Here is a 22,316-nt window from a genome sequence, read left to right as displayed (position 1 = left end):
AATATAGCTAAAGAGTCTATTTAAAATGAATAGGCTCTTTAATTATATTAAAAGAATAATACTAAATTATTTTACCATAACGATTTTACTGCAACCTGAATCTTTACCATATAATTGAAAACAAAAAAGTCCTAACGGTTGTTAGAACTTTTTCTATTTGTTTAAAGTCATTTTTACTAAACTTTTGAAATCAACTTAAATTTTTTAGTATTTAAAAAAAGTTGTCTAGCGAAACCTTTAAAACAAACAAATTAAGGGGAGGGGACTATAATGTTATATTTCCTTTATAAAAACTAATCTATGAACGTATCATAATTAATTATGCTGAATCTATACCAAGAGCTAGCTTAATGGATTGAATTATATTTTTTTTTAAAGTAGATTTGATTAATGTTAAAAAAAGATACTTGTTAAATACTTTACTTTCATAATTTTAAATAATTATATTATATACAATAATACTCGCTTTTAACAACATTATTACCAATCACTTTGTGAGTAGCAATTTGGCTTTGTAAACGATTAAAAATGTAAGTATTTTCTTCTTTTTTATGCACAAAAAAAGCCCTAACAGTTGTTAGGACTTTTGTTCTTAAAAGTTGATTTTTAATAATTAATAAATCTAAAAATTAAACTTAAAAATAACTTCATGAGAACCATTACTATATTTAGAAATATCATTTGTTGCATGCTGATATGCATACCCTAACTTAAATTCTTTAATAAATTGAAACATTAACAATCCACTAAATGATTCCTGTAATCTATGAGATACTCCAAACTCTACCTTGTCTAAAAGACCAACAGTAGCTGTTACATCTAATGATAATGGAACTCCAGACACATAACGTGTCATAAATGAAGGGGTAACTTTTAATTTATAGTCATTTTTTAAATCAAATGTATATCCTGCTCCTAAATAAATATGTGGTTTATCGGATGCTCTGGTAACCGTATTTCCTTCTTTCTCATAACGCTTGCTTTCTAATAATACAGGTACTGATAAACTTGCGTAGTAATTCTCGCCTTTTAAATAAGCTCCTGCACCAAAATTAGGATTCGTACGATTTACATTTTGATCAAAAAGTGGATCATTAATATCTAATGATGTTAAATCAACACTAAAAAATGAAACCCCTCCCTTTACTCCTAAAAATAAATTAGTGCTTTCTGATAATTGTAATTTATAAGAAAAATCTACATAAACATCTGTTTCTTTTGCTACAAAAACTTGATCATTTACAATCGATAATCCTAAACCTAAATTTCTACCAACTGGTGATGATAATGATAAAGTTTGAGTAGTTGGTGAGTTTTCTATTCCTGTAAACTGACTCTTTATCATGGTTGTTAACTCTAAACCATCTGATGACCCTGCGTATGCAGGGTTTATCAGATTCATGTTTAGTTGATACATGGTAAATGAAGGATCTTGTTGTCCTTGTACTTGTACACATAACATTACTACGATTAAAGTAAGTATGTATTTTATATTATATAATTTCATTTTTATTTTTATTTTGAATGATTAGATTTATTATTAGTAATTTATATATAACCAACCTTTAATAGGCGTAAATCCTGGTTCATTTAAATTGATAATATATAAGTAAGAACCTACTGGTAATTTGTCGCTACTACCTCCTCTTTGGTTAGCTTTACCATCAAAATCATTCTTATAATCACTTACTTTATAAACTCTTTCTCCCCAACGATTAAAGATCTCTACAGTGTTTTTAGGATAATTATCTATATTCTCTATTACCCAAGTATCATTTTGGTTATCTCCGTTTGGTGAAAATCCTTTATTAAAAACAATTTCTTTACTATCACATGCATCCGAAATACCGTCATTATCTTCATCTGGTCCTGTAATTGTTACAATTGCTGTACCTGTAGCTGAATTACCGCTAGTATCTGTAACTGTTAATGTTACTGTTACATCTCCTAATGTTGGACAATCAAAAGTACTTTGATCTAAACTCATTGAAGCTATTCCACTACAACCATCACTACTTCCATTATCAATATCTCCTGTTGTAATTGATACACTTCCATTAGCATCTAATGCTACTGTAATATCTTGTGTTACAACTGTGGGTGCTACCGATTCTGAAACTGTTACAATTGCTGTATTTGTTGAAATGTTTCCATTTACATCTTCTACAGTTAATGTTACGTTGTTTGCTCCGATATCTGAACATGTAAAATCTGTTATATCTAAACTTCTTGAGTCGACACCACAATTATCACTACTTCCGTTATCTATATCAGTTGTTGTTATTGAAGCATTTCCATTGACATCTAACTGAATTGTAACATTCTGTGTTAAAACTACTGGTGCTACATTATCTTCAACCGTTACTGTTGCTGTTGTACTTACACTTGTTGCTCCCTCAATCGCTGTTAATGTAACTGTATTTGTTCCGATATTAGCACATGTAAAGTCTGTTACATCTAAACTTAAGGTTGGATTACTGTTACATCCACTTCCTGATCCATTATCTACCTGTTGTGGTGTAATGGTAACATTTCCACTAGCATCTAATTGTACCGTAATATTTTGAGCAATTGCTGTTAACGTCTGATTTGGATTTGGATCTACCGTTACTACTGCTGTAGCTGTATCGCTATTTCCATTTACATCTGTTACTGTTAAAGTAACTGTATTTGCTCCTAAATCTGAACAGGTAAATGCAGTTGTATCTAAACTCATTGATGCAATACCACAATTATCAGTACTTCCGTTGTTAACTTGTGTTGGTAATATTGATGCATTTCCATTTACATCTAACGTAATTGTAACATTTTGTGTTACAACGGTTGGTGCAATATTATCTACAACGGTTACTGTTGCTGTATTATCTGCACTGTTTGCTGATGAATCTACAACCGTTAATGTTACGATGTTTGCTCCGATATCTGAACAAGTAAAGTTTGATTTATCTAAACTACTTGAATCAATACCACAATTATCACTACTTCCATTGTTTATATCTGCTGTTGTTATTGAAGCATTTCCATTGGCATCTAACTGAATTGTAACATTCTGTGTTAAAACTACTGGTGCTACATTATCTTCAACCGTTACTATTGCTTGCGCTGTATCTGTTGTTGATCCGTCTGTGGCTGTTAAAGTAACTGCATTGTTTCCTAAATCTGCACAAGTAAAAGCTGTTTTATCTAAGCTTAAGGTTGGATTATTATTACATCCACTTCCTGATCCATTATCTACCTGTTGTGGTGTAATGGTTACATTTCCACTAGCATCTAATTGTACCGTAATATTTTGAGTACGTGCTGTGAATGTTTGATTTGGATTTTGTGATACCGTTACTACTGCTGTAGCTGTATCGCTATTTCCATTTACATCTGTTACTGTTAACACTACATTGTTTGCGCCTAAATCTGAACATGTAAATACAGTTTTACTTAATGTATAGGTAGAAATTGAACAATTGTCTGATGATCCATTGTTAATTGCAGCAGCTGTTGTTGATGCATTTCCGTTTACATCTAACGTAATTGTAATATTTTGTGTTACAACGGTTGGTGCAATATTATCTACAACGGTTACTGTTGCTGTATTATCTGCACTGTTTACTGATGAATCTACAACCGTTAATGTTACGGTGTTTGCTCCGATATCTGAACAAGTAAAGTTTGATTTATCTAAACTACTTGAATCAATACCACAATTATCACTACTTCCATTGTTTATATCTGCTGTTGTTATTGAAGCATTTCCATTGGCATCTAACTGAATTGTAACATTCTGTGTTAAAACTACTGGTGCTACATTATCCTCAACCGTTACTATTGCTTGCGCTATATCTGTTGTTGATCCGTCTGTGGCTGTTAAAGTAACTGCATTGTTTCCTAAATCTGCACAAGTAAAAGCTGTTTTATCTAAGCTTAAGGTTGGATTATTATTACATCCACTTCCTGATCCATTATCTACCTGTTGTGGTGTAATGGTTACATTTCCACTAGCATCTAATTGTACCGTAATATTTTGAGCACGTGCTGTGAATGTTTGATTTGGATTTGGATCTACCGTTACTACTGCTGTAGCTGTATCGCTATTTCCATTTACATCTGTTACTGTTAACACTACATTGTTTGCGCCTAAATCAGAACAGGTAAATGCAGTTGTATCTAAACTCATTGATGCAATACCACAATTATCAGTACTTCCGTTGTTAACTTGTGTTGGTAATATTGATGCATTTCCATTTACATCTAACGTAATTGTAATATTTTGTGTTACAACGGTTGGTGCAATATTATCTACAACGGTTACTGTTGCTGTATTATCTGCACTGTTTACTGATGAATCTACAACCGTTAATGTTACGGTGTTTGCTCCGATATCTGAACAAGTAAAGTTTGATTTATCTAAACTACTTGAATCAATACCACAATTATCACTACTTCCATTGTTTATATCTCCTGTTGTTATTGAAGCATTTCCATTGGCATCTAACTGAATTGTAACATTCTGTGTTAAAACTACTGGTGCTACATTATCTTCAACCGTTACTATTGCTTGCGCTGTATCTGTTGTTGATCCGTCTGTGGCTGTTAAAGTAACTGCATTGTTTCCTAAATCTGCACAAGTAAAAGCTGTTTTATCTAAGCTTAATGTTGGATTATTATTACATCCACTTCCTGATCCATTATCTACCTGTTGTGGTGTAATGGTTACATTTCCACTAGCATCTAATTGTACCGTAATATTTTGAGTACGTGCTGTAAATGTTTGATTTGGATTTGGATCTACCGTTACTACTGCTGTTGCTGTATCACTATTTCCATTTACATCTGTTACTGTTAACACTACATTGTTTGCGCCTAAATCTGAACATGTAAATGCAGCTCTATCTAAACTCATTGATGCAATACCACAATTATCTGTACTTCCATTGTTAACTTGTGTTGGTAATATTGATGCATTTCCATTTACATCTAACGTTATTGTAATATTTTGTGTTACAACGGTTGGTGCAATATTATCTACAACGGTTACTGTTGCCGTATTATTAGCACTGTTTCCTGCGGTATCTTCAACAGTTAATCTTACTGTGTTTGTTCCAATATTTGAACAAGTAAAGTTTGATACGTCTAAATTTCTTGAAGCTATCGCACAATTATCACTACTTCCGTTATCTATATCAGTTGTTGTTATTGAAGCATTTCCATTGGCATCTAATTGTACCGTAATATCTTGTGTTATAACTATTGGAGCTACATTATCTACTGAAGTAATTGTAATTAAACTTGATGCTACATTATTTACATTACTTGAATTTTGTGCTACATCTTCAGGTACTTTTAATGTTACTGAACTAGCACAAATACTTGTTGGTGTTACAACAACCGTATATTCTGTACCACTAACTGCTGTAAAGTTGCTTAAACTAGCGCCTGTTACTTGAATATCACTAACATCAAAACCTGTTACTGCTATATCGAACTGAATCGTAGCTGTAAAGGCTGACGAGATACTAGTAGGCGGTGTTATAAATGTTGGTGTGGGTGCCGGTATTAAACTAAATGTTGCTGTTACCGTTTTATCTGCATCCATTGTAATATTTAATGGACTTGTTGTTCCACTTGCATCTCCACTCCATCCATCAAATTGATAACCTGTAGCAGGTGTTGCTGTTAATTCAACAATTTGTCCATCATTATAAGTTCCATTGGTTGGATTTGGATCTGTTGCTACTGTTCCGTTTGTAGCGTTTATTGTTAATGTTCTATAAATTGGTGCTGAAGAACCAAATTCATAAGCACCCATATCTACCGTAGTATTAAAAATACGATGGTTACCTAATAAATCTAAAATTGTTGTTATAGCACTGTTATTTCCTGTATTAGCGGCTGGTGAACTAGCTGCTGATAATGTAAAGTCACTACTTGATGTAAATAGTGGATCTGCATTACTTGTATTTGTTTTAGACCCTGCAGCTATTGAAGAAAAACTATTTTCATCTATACTATTTTCAACAGTTACAGTAGCCATTGTTTCTGTTAAACCTGTTATAGATCTTGAAACAGTACCACTATTTGCACCTCTATTATTATAAAAAATATTATTACTTACACTAGCATTATGGGTTGCAGCTGCATTATTTTTAGTTAAAGCTAAAGTTGCTCTTGTAAAATTGTTTAAACCAGTAGCTGTACCTGTATCTATATTATTTACAAATGTATTATTTACAATAGAAGTAGTAAGAGTTGAATTTGTTCCTGTAGTTCTCAACCAAGCTGCACTACCAGAGTTACCTACATTATTTGCATTATCTTCAGCAATATTCCCATTAAATAAAGTGTTTGTAATCGACACATTAAATGTTGAACTAGCTGGAACGCCAACATAAATACCTCCTCCAGATCTAGCATTATTACCTACAAACTTGCTCGCATCTATATTAAGATTAGCGTTAGTAGTATGAGGTAAAGAATATATAGCTCCTCCTCCACTTGTTGCTTTATTATTTAAAAAAGTTGATTTACTTATAGTAACTGTACCTGGATTTCCACTTGATAAATACTGATATACTGCACCTCCACTTAGTGAGAAATTTTCCTCAAAAACACTTGATTCTATTGTCATATCTCCTAAGTTAAAAATAGCTCCCCCATTTCTATGACTTCCATTTCTGAAAAATTTACAATTTGAAACTACCACATTATTTGCCGCAACATTATTAATTCCACCTCCATCTTTAGAGTATGTTGCCATTCCTGCGGTAATTGTAAATCCATCTATAGTAAAACCATCACTAATAGTAGTTAAATCTATAAGTCCTCTTGTATTATCTGATCTTGTAGCATCTATATCATAAAGAACACCAGTAGCATCATTACCATTAATATCCCCAGAAATAATAGATTCATTCATCCCTAAAACTCTTTGAGACAACAATGTTTCTGTACCTGCAAAACCACCATAAAGGCTAACATTAGGTTTATCTATATTAAAACGTACGTTGATGTTTGAACTTTGTGTTTTGTAAGTACCTCCAGCAACCCAAATTTCTTGTCCGTCACTATCTATATCTAATGCACTCATTAAACTAGTAAATGCATTTTGCCATGAAGACCCGTCATTAAGTCCTGTAGCAGTATCATCCACATAAATTGGACCTAATGTTCTAAAACTAATTGGGTTTGACCAATTTGACGTTAAACCCGAAGCACATTGCTCACGTATATAAACATTATAATCTGTTGAAGCTTGTAAACTAGCTATGTTAACAGTTGAATTTACATTGCTTAAAATAGTTGCATTTGCAAGACTTTCTGATTTTAAGCCATAGGCTATATCGTAAGTATTTGAATTAAGAGATACATTTATTGTTGCTGAATTTTCTGTTATTCCGGTTGCCGAAATAATATTGTTTTGCGGTACTAAACAATAACCATCTTGTGTTGCAAGCGTTAGTATTTCACTAGCATCTAAAACTCTAGAATAAACAAAATAATCATCAAAATAATCTTTATATTTATTAACACTACTTAGGTTTCCAACCCTATTATTACCTATAGCAAGCGTTCCTGAATTAAAAGGAAATGTACGTACTGCTCTTGTAGTATCATATGTATTAGAAGCATCTAAAACACCATCTATATATATTTTAGTATTAAGATACCTATCAATAGTACCATTAGTATAAAACACAACTGCTACATGATGCCATGTATCATCAGCTATTACACTAGATGTTAAAGCGCGACCTATATCATTAAAAGCACCATTATTTCTTTCTTCTTTAATCCTAGTATAAAGTATAATTCCTCCATTTCTTAGATGGATATCATAACCATAAGTTGTACTATTATAACCAGCTCCAGGTCTATCTGAATCTCCAATTATAGTCTCACTATTATTATTATTAGTACTTGTTTTAACCCAAAAAGCGTGCGTTACAGATCTTGTAGTAGGAATGTTCGCCCTAGAAAAATCATCACCATTAAGCTGAATAGCATCACCATTGCTACTATTAAACCTATCTGTAGCGCCTGTAGCTAAAGCTCCGTTTTGGGTTAAGTTTGCTACACCTACCTGATCTACTAAAACAGCACCAGAGTCAAATTTATAATACCCCTGAATATCTGTAATAGGGAATGTTTGCGCATAGGACATGCTAAACGCAAATAAAAAGAATAGATAAAGTAATTTTACTTTCATAATTATTAGATTTAAATTTTACCCCAACAGTACTACATTCTATTAATATTATCACAAACCACTTTGTGAATGGCAATTTGGCTTCGTGAATGAAGAAAAACAACTTAAATAAATATTTTTTTTCATGAAAAAAACTCAACCATTACAGCTGAGTTTTTTTATAAAAAAGGAAATATTAGAATAGGGGATTTCAGTTTATCTAAAAAAATAGTTTTAAGCTATTCAGATATTTGATCAATATATTCTTTAATTTTTTGTTGGGTCATTGCAGCAACTTTGGTTTTATTTTTACTGTAAAAATTACTGAATGAAAAATAAGACCAATCTGCATTCTCTTTATTTGAAGGCATCACCATTACAAAACTTTCGTAATCATAAAAAGCCCGATGTCATAGTAAAAGAATGGAAAGCCTAACGCTTCACTCTCTTCCTTTTTATATTTATATATTGCAGGCATACATTTTTTGCAAGCTGCAATTGCTAATACTTTATCTTTTCCAAATATTCCATACTGAAAAATTTTAGTTTTAGTTTATTTGTTACCAATACCTCTTTCTGCTTCTAACAAATGATAGGTTCCATTAATGGCTTTAGTAGGTATTGCCCCTTGATAAAAAAGTAAATAAGGTGTAAGTAGTACGATAAAATAAGTGAAAAATGTTTTCATAATTTAAAAAAAGTTAGATAGTATTTTACACATTATCTAACTTTATATTATTAATTAATTTACGCTTACAGTTTTACCACAACCTGAATTTTTACTATACACCTTTCGGTTTGTAGATCTTCCGTTAACTTGTATATAGGCATTTTGACCGCAATTCCATTTTGCTGAACCTCCTGCACTAATTTTTGTCCCTCTATTTTTACTTGAACCTCGACCTACATAAATATCTCTTCCGCTAGTGTTATGTAGTGTTACCACATCTCTTTTCTGAGCACTTTGGTAATTTGCTTCATTCTGTCTTTTTCTTCGTTGTAAATCTTTGTATTCTGGAGTTGCTTTAACAGAATCGTTATATCTTTTAGAATCTGCCCAAGAAGCTTCCCTTGCTTCTGCCGCTGCTTTCTTTGCTTTCTTTGCTGCTAATTCTGCGGCTATTTTTAGTTTTAAAATATTTTTATCAGCTTGCTTTTCTTTTGAAGTTCTAGCATCTTGCTTTACCTTCATTGATACTAAATAACCCGTTACCATTTTTCTTATATTCTCAGCTATAAATGAATCATATTCAGGATTGCTTGTTGCAGATCCTCTACCATCTGTATTTCTGGTTAACAGTGCACCAAGACCTCCTGCTTTCATTGCTGCTTCAACTTTTAATTCATAGGCACTCTTCTTTTTCTTTTTTACCTTATCCTTCTTAGCAGACTCTGCTACTTTAATATATACATTTTTAATAGACTTAAAAGAGGTTAAGTCTTTTGAAATTCCGTCAACCTCAAGAACATACTTATCAACAGATATATATGCACGTTTACCATAATTTACCGTTAACATAGATTCGTAAGGATAACCTACACAATTATTCTCTTTATCTACAGCATCTTTAGTGAAATATTGTTGCCCTGCATTATCACCGCTATCTAGAATAGCCGTTAATTTAGTAGTTTCACCAGTTGGTAATGATTCTTTTTTAAACTTAACGAAACCTGGGGCTAGTCTTGATTTAAAGAAACCTTGTTTGTATTCATATATCGTCGAATACCAACGGTATTGGGTTTCTTCTGAAATGTTATTAAATAAACTGTTTTGAGCAATTGTTACAGTTGTAAGTAACAATAGTGCTCCTAAAATTAGTTTTTTCATCTTTTTTAAATTAAATACTTAAACAAGAATACAAAATGAAAATCATTATATATCAAACTAATTTATGAATGGCAATTTGAGTTTGTGAATGGTAATAAAAGATGCTTATTTCTTATTTTAAGCACAAAAAAAAGCCCTAACATTTGTTAGCACTTTTTCTTCTTTATTAAAACTTAGTACCTTTAATTAAAACAAGTTTAAAATTTGTTTTTATAAGGCATTGTTAAAGTTACCCTGGTTCCTATAGCTATTTTATTTTCATATAAATCCTCGATAAAATAGCCTATGTTTTCCGAGTATTGGTTTTTAAATATTTTTAATCTTTTTTCTATTGCACTAAGTGCAAATGACTCATGATGATTACCTTGACGGCTTGCAATTTTATCAGCTTCTTTTCTACCAATACCATTATCGGTAATTATACACTGTAAAACATCAGTAGTGAGTTTAAAAGTAATTTCAATTTCTTTTGCTCCTTTTTTATGCATTAAACCATGTACCAAAGCATTTTCAATAAAAGGTTGTATTAGTAAAGATGGAACTTCTATTGAATCTTTTTCATTAAAATTTATCGTATAATTAAATGCATCGCCAAATCGTAGTTTTTCTAATTTTAAATACAATTTTAAAAAATCTAATTCCTTTTCGATTGATATAAAATCTTGATTCGAATAATTTAATGTATTTCGCACTAAATCAGCAAACATAGTAACATAATCATAGGAAGCATTTGTTTCTTCTTTTAATATTAAATCCTGTATAGAGTTTAATGCATTAAAAATAAAATGTGGATTCATTTGTGATCTTAATGCCGTTAAATTAATAGATATTAACTCTTTTTCTAATGATACCTTTTCTAATTGTACTTTCCGTTCTTCTTCTTCTTTTATTAATTTTCTTTTATAATAGAATACAGTACTTCCAAAAAGAAGAATTAAAATACTCAATATAAACCACCAAGTTTTCCAAAATGGTTTTTTTATAATAAATTCAATTGATTTCATTTTATTTACAAGAGGTTCCTTACCTAAAATAGGTTGCACTTGAAATATATATTTACCTGCTGGAAGACTGTTATATTTAACTGAATTTACTCCTTTATCTGTTAACAACCAATCATTATTAAAGCCTTTTAATCTGTAATAATATTTATTTTTATGATTGTATAAATAACCATTTACATTAAATCCTATTTTTATAGAATTCCGATTATAACTTAAAGTATAATTAGAGGTTATTAATGTATCTTTTTCATTAATTTTTACTTCATTAAAATATAATTTAGGAATTTCTTTTTTAAAAAAGTGATTTCTTTTTATAGAAAAAAGACCTTTATTAGATGAAAAATATACTTTATCATTAAGTATTTCAATACCTGAAATATCATAAGATACAATCCCATCTCTTTTTGTTAATGTTTCTATTTTATTGGTAGTAACATCTAATAATTGTATACTATTTTCTAAAGTAATCCATAATTTATTTTGAACAGCTTTTATTTTCCCAACAGTATTTGATGTTAATCCATTTTTACTTGAGTACTGTTGTATAACAGTATTATTTTTAATTCCGAAAATACCATCATTAAAAGTAGCTACCCAAATTATACCATTTTTAGTTTGGGTTATTGAATTGGCAAAAATAGGCTTGTTTTTATACTGAATATCATTAGGATCCCATGTACTATCATAACGTATTAACCCTTTCATATAGGCTATATAAACCGATTTATCTATTGAGTTATAATAAGAAGCATAAGTTCTAGTTTTTTCTCCCTTTAATAAATAATTTATATCCGTACTAAATTCAGAATCACTTATTACATTTGCATTGTTATGTTTTGTAAAAAGTAAATCATTACCGGGTAATATTGTTATGCTTTTTCCTGTAGTAAATCTCTTAAAGTTTTTAACACTTTTATTAGCAGGATCATAAATATACCCAGATAAATCTTTACTGATGTAAACTTTGTTTTTTATGGGATGGTATTTTAATACAGAAACACGATCTTTTGTGGGTAAGTTTATAATTTTTTCTGAATCATTTAGAGTATTATAAAAACCTATGCGCCCTTTAATATTACCAAAAACTAACGTACTATCATTTACAACATCTATACTACTAATATTTTTATTGTCTATTGAAATAGATGGTGTTTCTATATTAATATTTGGAATTATATATATACCATCATTAAGTGTCGTTAACCAATAATTATTATTTGCATCTTTTATTATTTTTGTAACGTTGTTATTTTTTAAAAGTCTCTTTTTTAATAGATAAGATTGTAAAATACGTTCATATATCCAAACGCCGGAACTTGTTGCAAACCAAATTTCATTGTCGTTTTCAAATTGATGGTAAATACGTTCTTTTTCTATAGCTCTAAAATCATTTACAACTTTTTTGGAACCTACTTTAAAATTTAACTTAATAATAGTATTTTTATTATGTCTTCGTTGCCTGAAAAATATATCAGTAGCTGTTTTAAATAAAATAGGATTATCAACAGCTACATTATTTCCGTTTTTATCCTTAAAAGGAAGATTAATGGCTAATTTTGATTTCAATTGATTCTTTGAATTAATACTAAAAACAGCATCTATATTTGCAAAATAAATAGTGTCATCTAATTTAAAAGGGGCTCCAAGAATTTTTACATCTTTAGCATTATGAGTAAACTCTATTTTTTTTGTAAATAAGTTTACTTTATAAATTTTATAATGCGTAAAAACCCATAAATAGTTTTTTTTAATTATAAAATTAGCTAGTTGTCCTTTTAAATTTTCACTTAAATCAATAAATAATTGTAGTTTATTATTTTCAATATAGAAAAATTGCCCAGAAATATTATTACACCAAACACGCCCTAAATAATCTTCTTGCCCATTAAAAACAGACAAGCCTCGTTGTTCTTTGTGTTTATAGTTTTTATACTTTATACCGTTATATCTAAACAAACCTTTATCGGCACACAACCAAATAAAACCTTTACTGTCTTCAATTATATCATAAAATTCTTTATCACGTAAACCATCTTTATCTGAGAAATGCACATAAACAGGTTCTTGTGCTTGAACATTAAAGTAAACACAACAAAAAAGGAATAATAAAATATATCTTTTAATCAAGGAGTATCTAATAACTTATAACTGAAAAACACTCTCAAAATGCTCTATTTTAGATCTTGAAAGTTTGGCTTTTACAGTTTCTTCTGCTAATGTAATCTTTAAATTAGTTTTATTTAAAGATTCTATATAAATTATATTAATAAGCCAAGCTCTATGTGAACGAAAAAAAGTAGCTTCTTTTGGCAAAACCTCTTCGAAGTATTTTAAATTTTTACTTGTAGTAATTATCGATTTATTTTTTAAATAAATCTTACTATAACCACCATCTGCTTCAATAGCAATAATATCACTTAAGTTAACAATACGTCTATTCCCTATTTCTGGTATGATTATTTTTTTATATTCTTTTTCTTTTATTGTTGTTAATAAAACCTCATAATCTACTAACGTAGCTTTTTGCTTTAATTTATTTTCTAATTTCTGAATTGTTACGTTTAACTTTTCTCTATCTATAGGCTTTACTAAGTAATCTATAGCACTCAGTTCAAAAGCTTTTATTGCATATTGATCGTATGCTGTAACAAAAATAATTTCGAAATTTATATCATCAAAAAAACTAGAAATCTCATAACCTGCATAATTTGGCATTTGCACATCTAAAAAGACAACATCGGGCTGCAATTCTTTTATAGACTTAACACCTTCTTCTAAATCTTTACAAGTTGCAATAATATTTACATTAGCATGCGCTCTTGTTAACAAAGTAGTAAGTACATTTCTTGCACTTTGTTCATCATCTATAAGTATAGCCTTAATTGTATTCATAAGTATAAATATAAGCAAAAGACTATTGTTTTAGGTAAAAGACTTTGTGAATGGCAGATTAAGCTTGTAAAGCGATAAATTTCATTTAAACTTTTTTATTAGAAGTACTATACCTGTCTTTATTATCTTGCTTTTTAAAAAAAACAGTGCAAAAAAAGTATCTTTGTTTAAAATTTTATTCGACCCATTTTGCAAACCTTTTTTCAATATTTTTCGACTTCTATAAATGAAATAAAACTTCCTACAAAGTTTACTTTTCCGTTTTATTATGAACCGCATTCATTATGTAAGTTAGCTACAAAAGAAGTGCAGGATTATTTAAATGAACAAACGGATTTTGAGCATAATTTTGGATTAGATACTTCTAAAGAAGGCGCTATTACAGGAAAAATGTTCGGAGTTTTAGTCGTGCAAAATAAACAAAATGAAATTGGTTACATAACCGCTGTTTCTGGGAAATTAGGCGAAAAAAACAACCATAAAAAGTTTGTACCGCCTGTTTACGATATGCTTGTTAAAGATTCATTTTTCTTAAAAGAAAAAGAAAATTTAAACAATATAAGTATGGAGTTAGATTGCTTGGAGAATACTACTGAATATTTAAAACTACTTACTCTTTACGAACAAGAAACAAACAAGGCTACTGCTGATGTTACAGAAAAAAAAGAAGCTTTAAAAATAGCTAAAGCTGCTCGTAAACAAAAAAGAGAAAGAGCATTTACCGAGTTATCATCAGAAGCGTATGAAAACTTAAAAGGTGCTTTAAGTAAAGAAAGTTTAGATGCCAAACATTACCTAAATAATGTAACTCGTTTTTGGGAGCATACTTTAAAACCAATCAAAGAAGAATTATTGGTTTTTACCAATAAAATAGCTTTATTAAAAATAGCACGTAAAACTAAATCGGCTGCTTTACAAGTATACATTTCTGAACAATATCAATTTTTAAATTCGAAAAAAGAGGTTAAAAATTTAGGGGAATTATTTACGAACATTTCCGTACAAAATATTCCTGCCGGAACTGGCGAATGTGCTGCTCCTAAATTATTGCAATATGCTTTTTTACATGATTTAAAACCGATTGCCATGGCGGAGTTTTGGTGGGGAAAATCACCAAATAAAGAAATACGAAAACATCAACAATTTTATCCGGCTTGCCAGGGAAAATGCAAACCTATTTTAACACATATGTTAGATGGTATTGAGATGGATACGAATCCGTTATTAATAAATCCTGCGGTTGGTAAAGAATTGGAAACTATTTTTGAGGATGATGACTTAATTGTAATTTATAAACCTAATGACTTTTTATCGGTTCCAGGAATTCACATTCAAGATTCGGTATTTACTCGCATAAAACAACAGGTAAATGATATTTCTGGTCCAATTATTATTCATAGATTAGATATGGCTACTTCTGGTTTATTGGTGTTAGCTAAAAATAAAGAAGCTCATAAAAATATTCAAAGTCAATTTATAAATAAAACTGTTAAAAAAAGATATACTGCTTTATTAGACGGAATTATTACTGATGAAAGAGGAACTATAAATTTACCTTTAAGAGTTGATTTAGATGATAGGCCACGGCAATTGGTTTGTTATGAACATGGTAAACCTGCTAAGACAACTTGGGAGGTACTTGAACGAAAAAACGGAAAAACAAAAGTACACTTCTACCCTATTTCTGGTAGAACACATCAATTACGAATGCATGCTTCTCATAACTTGGGTTTAAATACTCCTATTATTGGGGATGATTTATATGGTACGAAATCTGATAGGTTGTATTTACATGCTGATACTTTAGAATTTACACATCCTACGACGAAGCAAAAAATGAGTTTTCATAAAAAAGCAGGTTTTTAATTAGTTTTCAGAAAACTAGGTAAAATAACTTAGCCCCGATTGAAGCCTTTGTTTGAGCTCCTCGCAGAGAGCGAGTGCGGAAAGCGGGAAATAGCTTCAAAAAAAAATCTGCCTAAAAAGTAGCGATTTGTCAACCTAAATTCATTTTAGGTTCTCATAATGATTGATGATCAGTATGATGATATTCTGAAATAAATTTAGAATGACGATTTCAAATACTTTTTAGACAGCCTTTTGCAATTATACTAATTTCTTAGCATTTTTTACTTTTTGCTTGGTAAGTGCAAGGTCAATTACCTCTTTCATTTCGGTTACGTAATGGAATGTTAAGCCTTTTAAGTAACTTTCTTTTATCTCTTCAATATCTTTTTTATTCTCTGCACACAAAATAAGTTCTTTAATATTTGCACGTTTTGCTGCCAATATTTTTTCTTTAATTCCGCCTACTGGCAATACTTTTCCACGTAATGTAATTTCACCAGTCATGGCTAATTTATTTTTTACTTTACGTTGTGTAAATACCGATACCAACGAGGTTAACATGGTAATACCTGCACTTGGCCCGTCTTTTGGTGTTGCACCTTCTGGTACGTGAATATGGACATCGTATTTTTCTAAAACTTGTGGATTAATGCCAAATTCTTCGGTATTTGCTTTGATGTATTTCATGGCAATTGTTGATGATTCTTTCATCACTTTACCTAAATTACCTGTAATAGAAAGGTTTCCTTTTCCTTTTGATATAATTGACTCTATAAATAGAATATCGCCACCAACGCTTGTCCAAGCTAAACCTGTAACTACACCAGCAACATCGTTATTTTCATATTTATCACGCTCTAAACGTGCTGGTCCTAAAATAGTTTCAATATCCTCGTTAGTTAAAGCAATGTTGTACTCCTCTTCCATTGCGATTGATTTTGCAGCAAAACGTATCACTTTGGCTACTTGCTTTTCTAAACCACGAACACCTGATTCACGCGTATAACCTGCTACAATTTTTTCTAATTGCTTTTTTGCAACCGTTAAATGTTCAGGAGTTAAGCCATGTTCTTTTAATTGCTTTGGAAATAAGTATTTTTTAGCTATTTCAACTTTTTCTTCAATCGTATATCCGGTAACGTTTATAATTTCCATACGATCACGTAACGCCCAAGGAATTTGACCTAAGTTGTTTGCCGTAGCTATAAATAATACTTTAGAAAGATCGTAACCAACCTCTAAATAATTATCATAAAACTCCGTATTTTGTTCAGGATCTAACACTTCTAACATTGCTGAAGAAGGATCTCCTTGATTACTTTGACTTAATTTATCAATTTCATCTAAAACAAATACAGGGTTTGAAGTTCCTGATTTTTTAATATTCTGAATTAAACGCCCTGGCATGGCTCCTATATAAGTTTTACGATGCCCGCGAATTTCAGCTTCATCACGTAAACCACCTAACGACATACGCACGTATTTACGCCCTAATGCTTCTGCAACCGATTTACCTAATGATGTTTTACCAACACCTGGAGGTCCGTATAAACAAAGAATTGGAGATTTCATATCGCCACGTAATTTTAAAACAGCTAAATGTTCTATAATACGTTCTTTAACTTTTTCTAATCCGAAATGATCTCTGTCTAATATTTTCTGAGCTCTTTTTAAATCAAATTTATCCTCAGAAAACTCATTCCAAGGTAATTCTAACATCAGCTCTAAATAATTACGTTGCACACCATATTCAGCCATTTGAGGATTCATTCGCTTTAAACGACTTAATTCTTTCTCAAAAGTTTCGGCAACCTCTTTATTCCATTTTTTAGTTTTAGCTTTGATTCTCATCTCATCTAATTCCTGATCATGAGAAACACCACCTAATTCATCTTGAATGGTTTTTAATTGCTGATGTAAATAATATTCGCGTTGTTGCTGATCTAAATCAGAACGTGTTTTAGATTGAATATCGTTACGTAATTGTAGTTTTTGAAGCTCTTTATCTAAGTTTTTTAAGGTTAAAAGAGCGCGTTCTTTTAAGTTGTCTTTTTCAAGTAAAACTTGTTTTTTAGCAACACTTAACTCCATATTTGATGAAATAAAATTCACCAAAAACGAATTTGATTTAATATTTTTAATTGCAAAAGATGCTTCAGAAGGTAACATTGGGTTTTCTTTAATAACCTCTAATGCTAGTTCTTTAATAGATTCTATAATTGCATTAAACTCTTTTTCGTCATCAACCTCTTTATCATCTAATGCTTCATGAACCTTTGCTTTTAAATATGGTTCTTCTTGTGTAATTTCGTCAATTTCGAAACGCTTTTTTCCTTGAATAATAACAGTTGTGTTACCATCAGGCATTTTTAAAACACGTAAAATTTGCGCTACAACTCCTGTTTTATGAATATCATTTAACCCAGGATCTTCTACATTACCGTCTTTCTGAGCTACAACTCCAATTACTTTATCACCTTTGTTTGCATCTTTTATTAACTGAATAGATTTATCTCTACCAGCAGTAATAGGAATTACAACACCTGGAAATAATACGGTGTTTCTTAACGGTAAAATTGGTAACGTTTCAGGAACTTTTTCTTTATTAATTATTTCTTCATCTTCAGGCGTTAATAAAGGAATCAATTCTGAATCTTCATTAAAAACGTCTTGAAGCGACAAATTGTCTAAATGTATTATTTTTGATTTACTCATAATCTTATATATGTGTCATAGTGACATTTTAACGGTTATTTAAAACACTGTAAAATTCACTTTTTACTTTTTAAATATTTAATAAACAACAACTTAGTGTTACTTACATTATTTTACTTGTTTTTATAAGTCAATTGTTATGCCAAGTAAAAAACGTATTACTTTGTAACTAATTATTACATAAGTCGTCTTATTTATATATTTTTACCAAAAGCCACCGAAAATGAAAACTAAACTACTTTTTCTTGCTGTTTTATTACTTTTAATAAATTGTACTACAAGTAAAAATTCTAATGATTTTATAAAAAAAGCTACAGGACGTTATTTTTTTAATGCTGATGAAATTATAGCCGTTAAATTTAATGAAGAAAAATTACTTTTAACGTGGCGTAATCAAAATTTAGAACCTTTAAAAATTAATGATAGTACTTTTTATGTTAGAGAGTTAAACGAAAAATTAATTTTTAATACTTCTGAAAACAAGATTCAACTCGCTAAAAAAAGAGAGCATAAAGATGAAGTTTTTGTTTTTAATAAATTAAAGGAAGGTGAAAAAACTCCTAGCGAATATCTTTTAAATAACAATTTTACTGCCGCTTTAAAGGGCTATAAATTGATTAAAGAAAAAGATAGCTTAAGCCCTGTAATTAGAGAAAGTTCTTTAAATAGTTTGGGATATCAATATTTAAAAGATGAACAACATAAAAAAGCTATCGAAATTTTTAAAATCAATATAGAATTATATCCAAAAAGTTCTAATACTTACGATAGTACTGGCGATGCCTACTTAAAAACAAAAGATACTGTAAACGCCATAATTTACTACAAAAAAGCATTGGCTATTAACTCTGAAAACAGAAGTGCTAAAAGAACTTTATCTAAGCTGACTAAAGAACAATAAAATTAATGGAACATTTAAAATATCCGATAGGAAAACCTATTATTCCTACAGAAATTTCATCAGAAAAAATTAATGAATGGATTGCTGTTTTAGAAGAGTTTCCCACTAAACTAGCCACTTTAGTTAAAAATTTATCAGAAGAACAATTAAATACACCGTATAGAGATGGTGGTTGGTCTGTAAAGCAAGTGGTACATCATTGTGCAGATAGTCATCACAACTCATATACGCGGTTTAAATGGGCTTTAACTGAAGATAAACCAGTAATTAAAGCTTATTATGAAGATCGTTGGGCTGAATTATTTGATTCTAAGTCTGCTCCTATAATTTTATCTTTAAACGCTTTAAAAGCTTTGCATGCTAAATGGGTGTATCTTTTAAAAGGTTTAACTAATGATGATTTAAATAAGCTTTTTATTCATCCCGAAGGAAACGAAGAAGTTAGTTTAAAAGAAAATATAGGCATTTATGCTTGGCATTGTAAGCATCATTATGCGCATATTAATCAGTTACTTTTAAAAAATTCTTGGAAATAATACAAAATGCGTATTTTTACCTAAAATAATAAAGTGCTATTTATTATTTAAGTTCAGATAAATATTGAAAATATGATACGAAACTACAGGAATGAAATGTGGAAAGAAATAGTATTTGATAATAAAATCTCTGAAAAAGAAAAATTTAAAATATCCAATTACGGTAGAATCATCAACTGTAAAAAGGAAGAAGAAACTTTGGTAAATGAATATTTTATAAACGGTTACCAAAACTTACCTTTAAAACAACGAGTAAACGGAAAAAATACCAGTAGGTATGTTCATAAACTCGTAGCTGAAAGTTTTTTAGATCGTAAAGAAGATGAGTTATATGTAATTCATTTAAATTATGATAAAAAAGATAATAAAGTAGAAAACCTTAAGTGGGCTACAAAAAGAGAAAAGGAAGTACATCAATACACCAACCCCGAATACGTTAATAAGGTGCATAAGTATAAACCTAACACAACAAAACTTACAGAAACCAAGGTTATGTTGCTAAAACGGAAATTAAACGACCCAAATAGACGAACTCGTTTAAAAATGATTGCGAAACAGTTTGGTGTTTCAGAAATGCAATTGCATAGAATTAAAACGGGTGAAAATTGGGGATATGTTACCGAAGATTAATTTATAGTAAAATTAATATAGCAATGGCTATAAAAACTACAATTTGCGCCCATTTTAGGAACACTCCTATTTGGGCGTTCTTTTTTATTGATGTTGATATTGTTCCTGCCAAAATAGCAATTGTAGAAAATATTACAAAAGAAGTAAGTATAAACAAGCCACCTAAAACATAAAACTGAATTACCGTAGAAATTGTTTCTGAAAATAAAAACTGCGGAAAAAATGCCAAAAAGAAAATAGTAACTTTCGGATTTAAAACATTCATCCAAAAGCCTTTTTTAAATAATTCGAAAGTTGATTTCTTAACTATATTATCTGTTGAAAACGCAATCTTTGCGTCACTTTTATAAACTTGGTACGCAATATATAGTAAATACAAGGCTCCGAATAATTTGATAATAAAAAATAAATTCGGATTTTGTTTTATAACTTCCGAAACACCAAAGGCAACCAAAGTAGTGTGAATAATACAACCTGTCATTAATCCAATAACTGTTGCTAAACCATATTTTTTGCCATGTACAATACTTTGTGTTAGTACAAAAATATTATCAGGACCTGGTGAAAAAGCTAAAGTAGCCGTAGCTAAAACAAACGAAATAAGAGTTTCAATCATTAATTAAATAATTATAAAAAGCTACTGAAATTAGTTCAGTAAAAGTTAATTTAAGATTGATCTAAAATAGCTTTATTGATTCGCTTTACCAAACTCGGTCCTTCATAGATAAATCCTGTATAAATTTGTACTAAATCGGCACCTGCATTAATTTTATCTAAGGCATCTTTTTCAGAATGAATCCCTCCTACTCCGATTATAGGAAATGCTTTGTTTGAGTTGTCTGCCAAATATTTAATTACTTTCGTACTTCTTTCTTTAACTGGTTGTCCGCTTACACCGCCATTACCAATTTCTGATAATCGTTCTTTAGAAACCTTTAAATTATCTCTATTTACTGATGTATTTGATGCAATTACTCCATCAATTTTAGTTTTAGCAACCAACTCAATTATTTCATCTAATTGCTGATTATTTAAATCTGGAGCTATTTTTAATAATATTGGCTTTTGAACAGCTTCCTTATTGTTTAATTGCTGAACTTCAGTAATTAACTCTTTTAAATACTCAACATCATCTAGTTTTGCATGGCTCCCAACATTAGGACAACTTACATTCAATACAAAATAATCTACATACGGATGCAATCCTTTAAAGCACTCTAAGTAATCTGCTGTATAATTTTCAGGAGCAGTATGGGTGTTTTTACCAATATTACCGCCAATAATTATTTTCCCTTTATTCTTTTTTAATTGTTTAATAGCAATGGCTAATCCTTCATTATTAAATCCCATTCGGTTGATGATTCCTTGATCATCTTTTAAACGAAATAGTCTTTTCTTCGGATTTCCTGCTTGCCCTTTTGGTGTTACAGTTCCTATTTCAACAAAACCAAATCCGAAGTTTGCTAATTCATTATATAAAACCGCGTTTTTATCAAATCCAGCAGCTAAACCAACAGGGTTTTTAAAAGTTAACCCGAATAAATTACGCTCTAGTTTTTTATCATTTACCTGATATAAACCTCTGAATATGGAAGCTACAAAAGGAATTTTTGTCATGAATTTCACTAATGAGAAAGTAAAATAGTGAATCTTTTCTGGATCAAAAAGAAAGAAAATCGGTCTTATAATTAGTTTATACATGTGTTTGTTTTTTTGTCATGCTGAATTTATTTCAGCATCTCATAATTAACTTATATTGATGTGATTCTGAAACAAGTTCAGAATG

14 protein-coding genes are annotated in these 22,316 nt (G+C 30.1%); 4 read left to right on the top strand and 10 right to left on the bottom strand.

The genetic code is table 11. The features are described from left to right. Window positions 1-622 precede the first annotated feature (622 nt). From N2251_RS06540 to N2251_RS06510, 7 genes are all read right to left on the bottom strand, one after another. Window positions 623-1,507 carry a PorP/SprF family type IX secretion system membrane protein gene (locus tag N2251_RS06540; RefSeq protein WP_260585934.1) on the bottom strand — a complete coding sequence of 295 codons (885 nt, stop codon included), beginning with the start codon at window positions 1,505-1,507 and terminating at the stop codon, window positions 623-625. 33 nt (window positions 1,508-1,540) lie between these two features. Then, window positions 1,541-8,197: a T9SS type B sorting domain-containing protein gene (locus N2251_RS06535; RefSeq protein WP_260585933.1), complete on the bottom strand. Its 6,657-nt coding sequence runs from the start codon at window positions 8,195-8,197 to the stop codon at window positions 1,541-1,543. Window positions 8,198-8,415: 218 nt separating this feature from the next. Beyond that, window positions 8,416-8,553 (bottom strand): hypothetical protein, encoded by a 138-nt coding sequence (locus N2251_RS06530; protein WP_260585932.1) that lies wholly within the window; start codon window positions 8,551-8,553, stop codon window positions 8,416-8,418. 176 nt (window positions 8,554-8,729) lie between these two features. Next, the gene (locus N2251_RS06525) at window positions 8,730-8,864 is read right to left on the bottom strand and encodes a hypothetical protein (RefSeq protein ID WP_260585931.1); all 135 of its coding nucleotides are present in this window, start codon (window positions 8,862-8,864) and stop codon (window positions 8,730-8,732) included. Between the two features lie 54 nt (window positions 8,865-8,918). Next, the gene (locus N2251_RS06520; RefSeq protein WP_260585929.1) at window positions 8,919-10,004 is read right to left on the bottom strand and encodes a hypothetical protein; all 1,086 of its coding nucleotides are present in this window, start codon (window positions 10,002-10,004) and stop codon (window positions 8,919-8,921) included. Window positions 10,005-10,201: 197 nt separating this feature from the next. After that, window positions 10,202-13,060: a sensor histidine kinase gene (locus N2251_RS06515; protein WP_260585928.1), complete on the bottom strand. Its 2,859-nt coding sequence runs from the start codon at window positions 13,058-13,060 to the stop codon at window positions 10,202-10,204. 90 nt (window positions 13,061-13,150) lie between these two features. Next, window positions 13,151-13,900 carry a LytR/AlgR family response regulator transcription factor gene (locus N2251_RS06510; protein ID WP_260585927.1) on the bottom strand — a complete coding sequence of 250 codons (750 nt, stop codon included), beginning with the start codon at window positions 13,898-13,900 and terminating at the stop codon, window positions 13,151-13,153. Window positions 13,901-14,089: 189 nt separating this feature from the next. Here N2251_RS06510 and N2251_RS06505 point away from each other — a divergent pair, with 189 nt between their 5' ends. Beyond that, complete coding sequence (locus N2251_RS06505; protein WP_260585925.1) at window positions 14,090-15,766, top strand: RluA family pseudouridine synthase; 1,677 nt, start codon at window positions 14,090-14,092, stop codon at window positions 15,764-15,766. A gap of 240 nt (window positions 15,767-16,006) precedes the next feature. Here the strand turns inward: N2251_RS06505 and lon are convergent, their stop codons facing one another. Further along, a complete protein-coding gene (gene lon / locus N2251_RS06500; RefSeq protein WP_260585924.1) occupies window positions 16,007-18,463 on the bottom strand; it encodes an endopeptidase La in 2,457 nt (818 codons plus the stop codon). A gap of 223 nt (window positions 18,464-18,686) precedes the next feature. Here lon and N2251_RS06495 point away from each other — a divergent pair, with 223 nt between their 5' ends. The 3 genes from N2251_RS06495 to N2251_RS06485 all read left to right on the top strand — a co-directional run bounded on the left by N2251_RS06495 (window position 18,687) and on the right by N2251_RS06485 (window position 20,530). After that, complete coding sequence (locus tag N2251_RS06495) at window positions 18,687-19,364, top strand: tetratricopeptide repeat protein (protein WP_260585923.1); 678 nt, start codon at window positions 18,687-18,689, stop codon at window positions 19,362-19,364. A 5-nt stretch (window positions 19,365-19,369) separates the two neighbouring features. After that, entirely contained in the window at window positions 19,370-19,900 is a 531-nt protein-coding gene (locus N2251_RS06490; protein ID WP_260585922.1) for a YfiT family bacillithiol transferase, read from the top strand. A 72-nt stretch (window positions 19,901-19,972) separates the two neighbouring features. Further along, a complete protein-coding gene (locus N2251_RS06485) occupies window positions 19,973-20,530 on the top strand; it encodes an HNH endonuclease (RefSeq protein WP_260585921.1) in 558 nt (185 codons plus the stop codon). Window position 20,531: 1 nt separating this feature from the next. Here N2251_RS06485 and N2251_RS06480 read toward each other — a convergent pair whose 3' ends face one another. Both N2251_RS06480 and N2251_RS06475 read right to left on the bottom strand, forming a co-directional pair. Then, window positions 20,532-21,146 carry a LysE family translocator gene (locus N2251_RS06480; protein ID WP_260585920.1) on the bottom strand — a complete coding sequence of 205 codons (615 nt, stop codon included), beginning with the start codon at window positions 21,144-21,146 and terminating at the stop codon, window positions 20,532-20,534. A 50-nt stretch (window positions 21,147-21,196) separates the two neighbouring features. Then, window positions 21,197-22,231: a quinone-dependent dihydroorotate dehydrogenase gene (locus tag N2251_RS06475; RefSeq protein ID WP_260585919.1), complete on the bottom strand. Its 1,035-nt coding sequence runs from the start codon at window positions 22,229-22,231 to the stop codon at window positions 21,197-21,199. Window positions 22,232-22,316 lie beyond the last annotated feature (85 nt).

This window comes from Tenacibaculum haliotis (assembly GCF_025215075.1).
Lineage (GTDB): Bacteria > Bacteroidota > Bacteroidia > Flavobacteriales > Flavobacteriaceae > Polaribacter > Polaribacter haliotis_B.
Note: the sequence above shows the minus strand (reverse complement) of the source record. Positions and strands in the feature narration are given on the sequence as shown.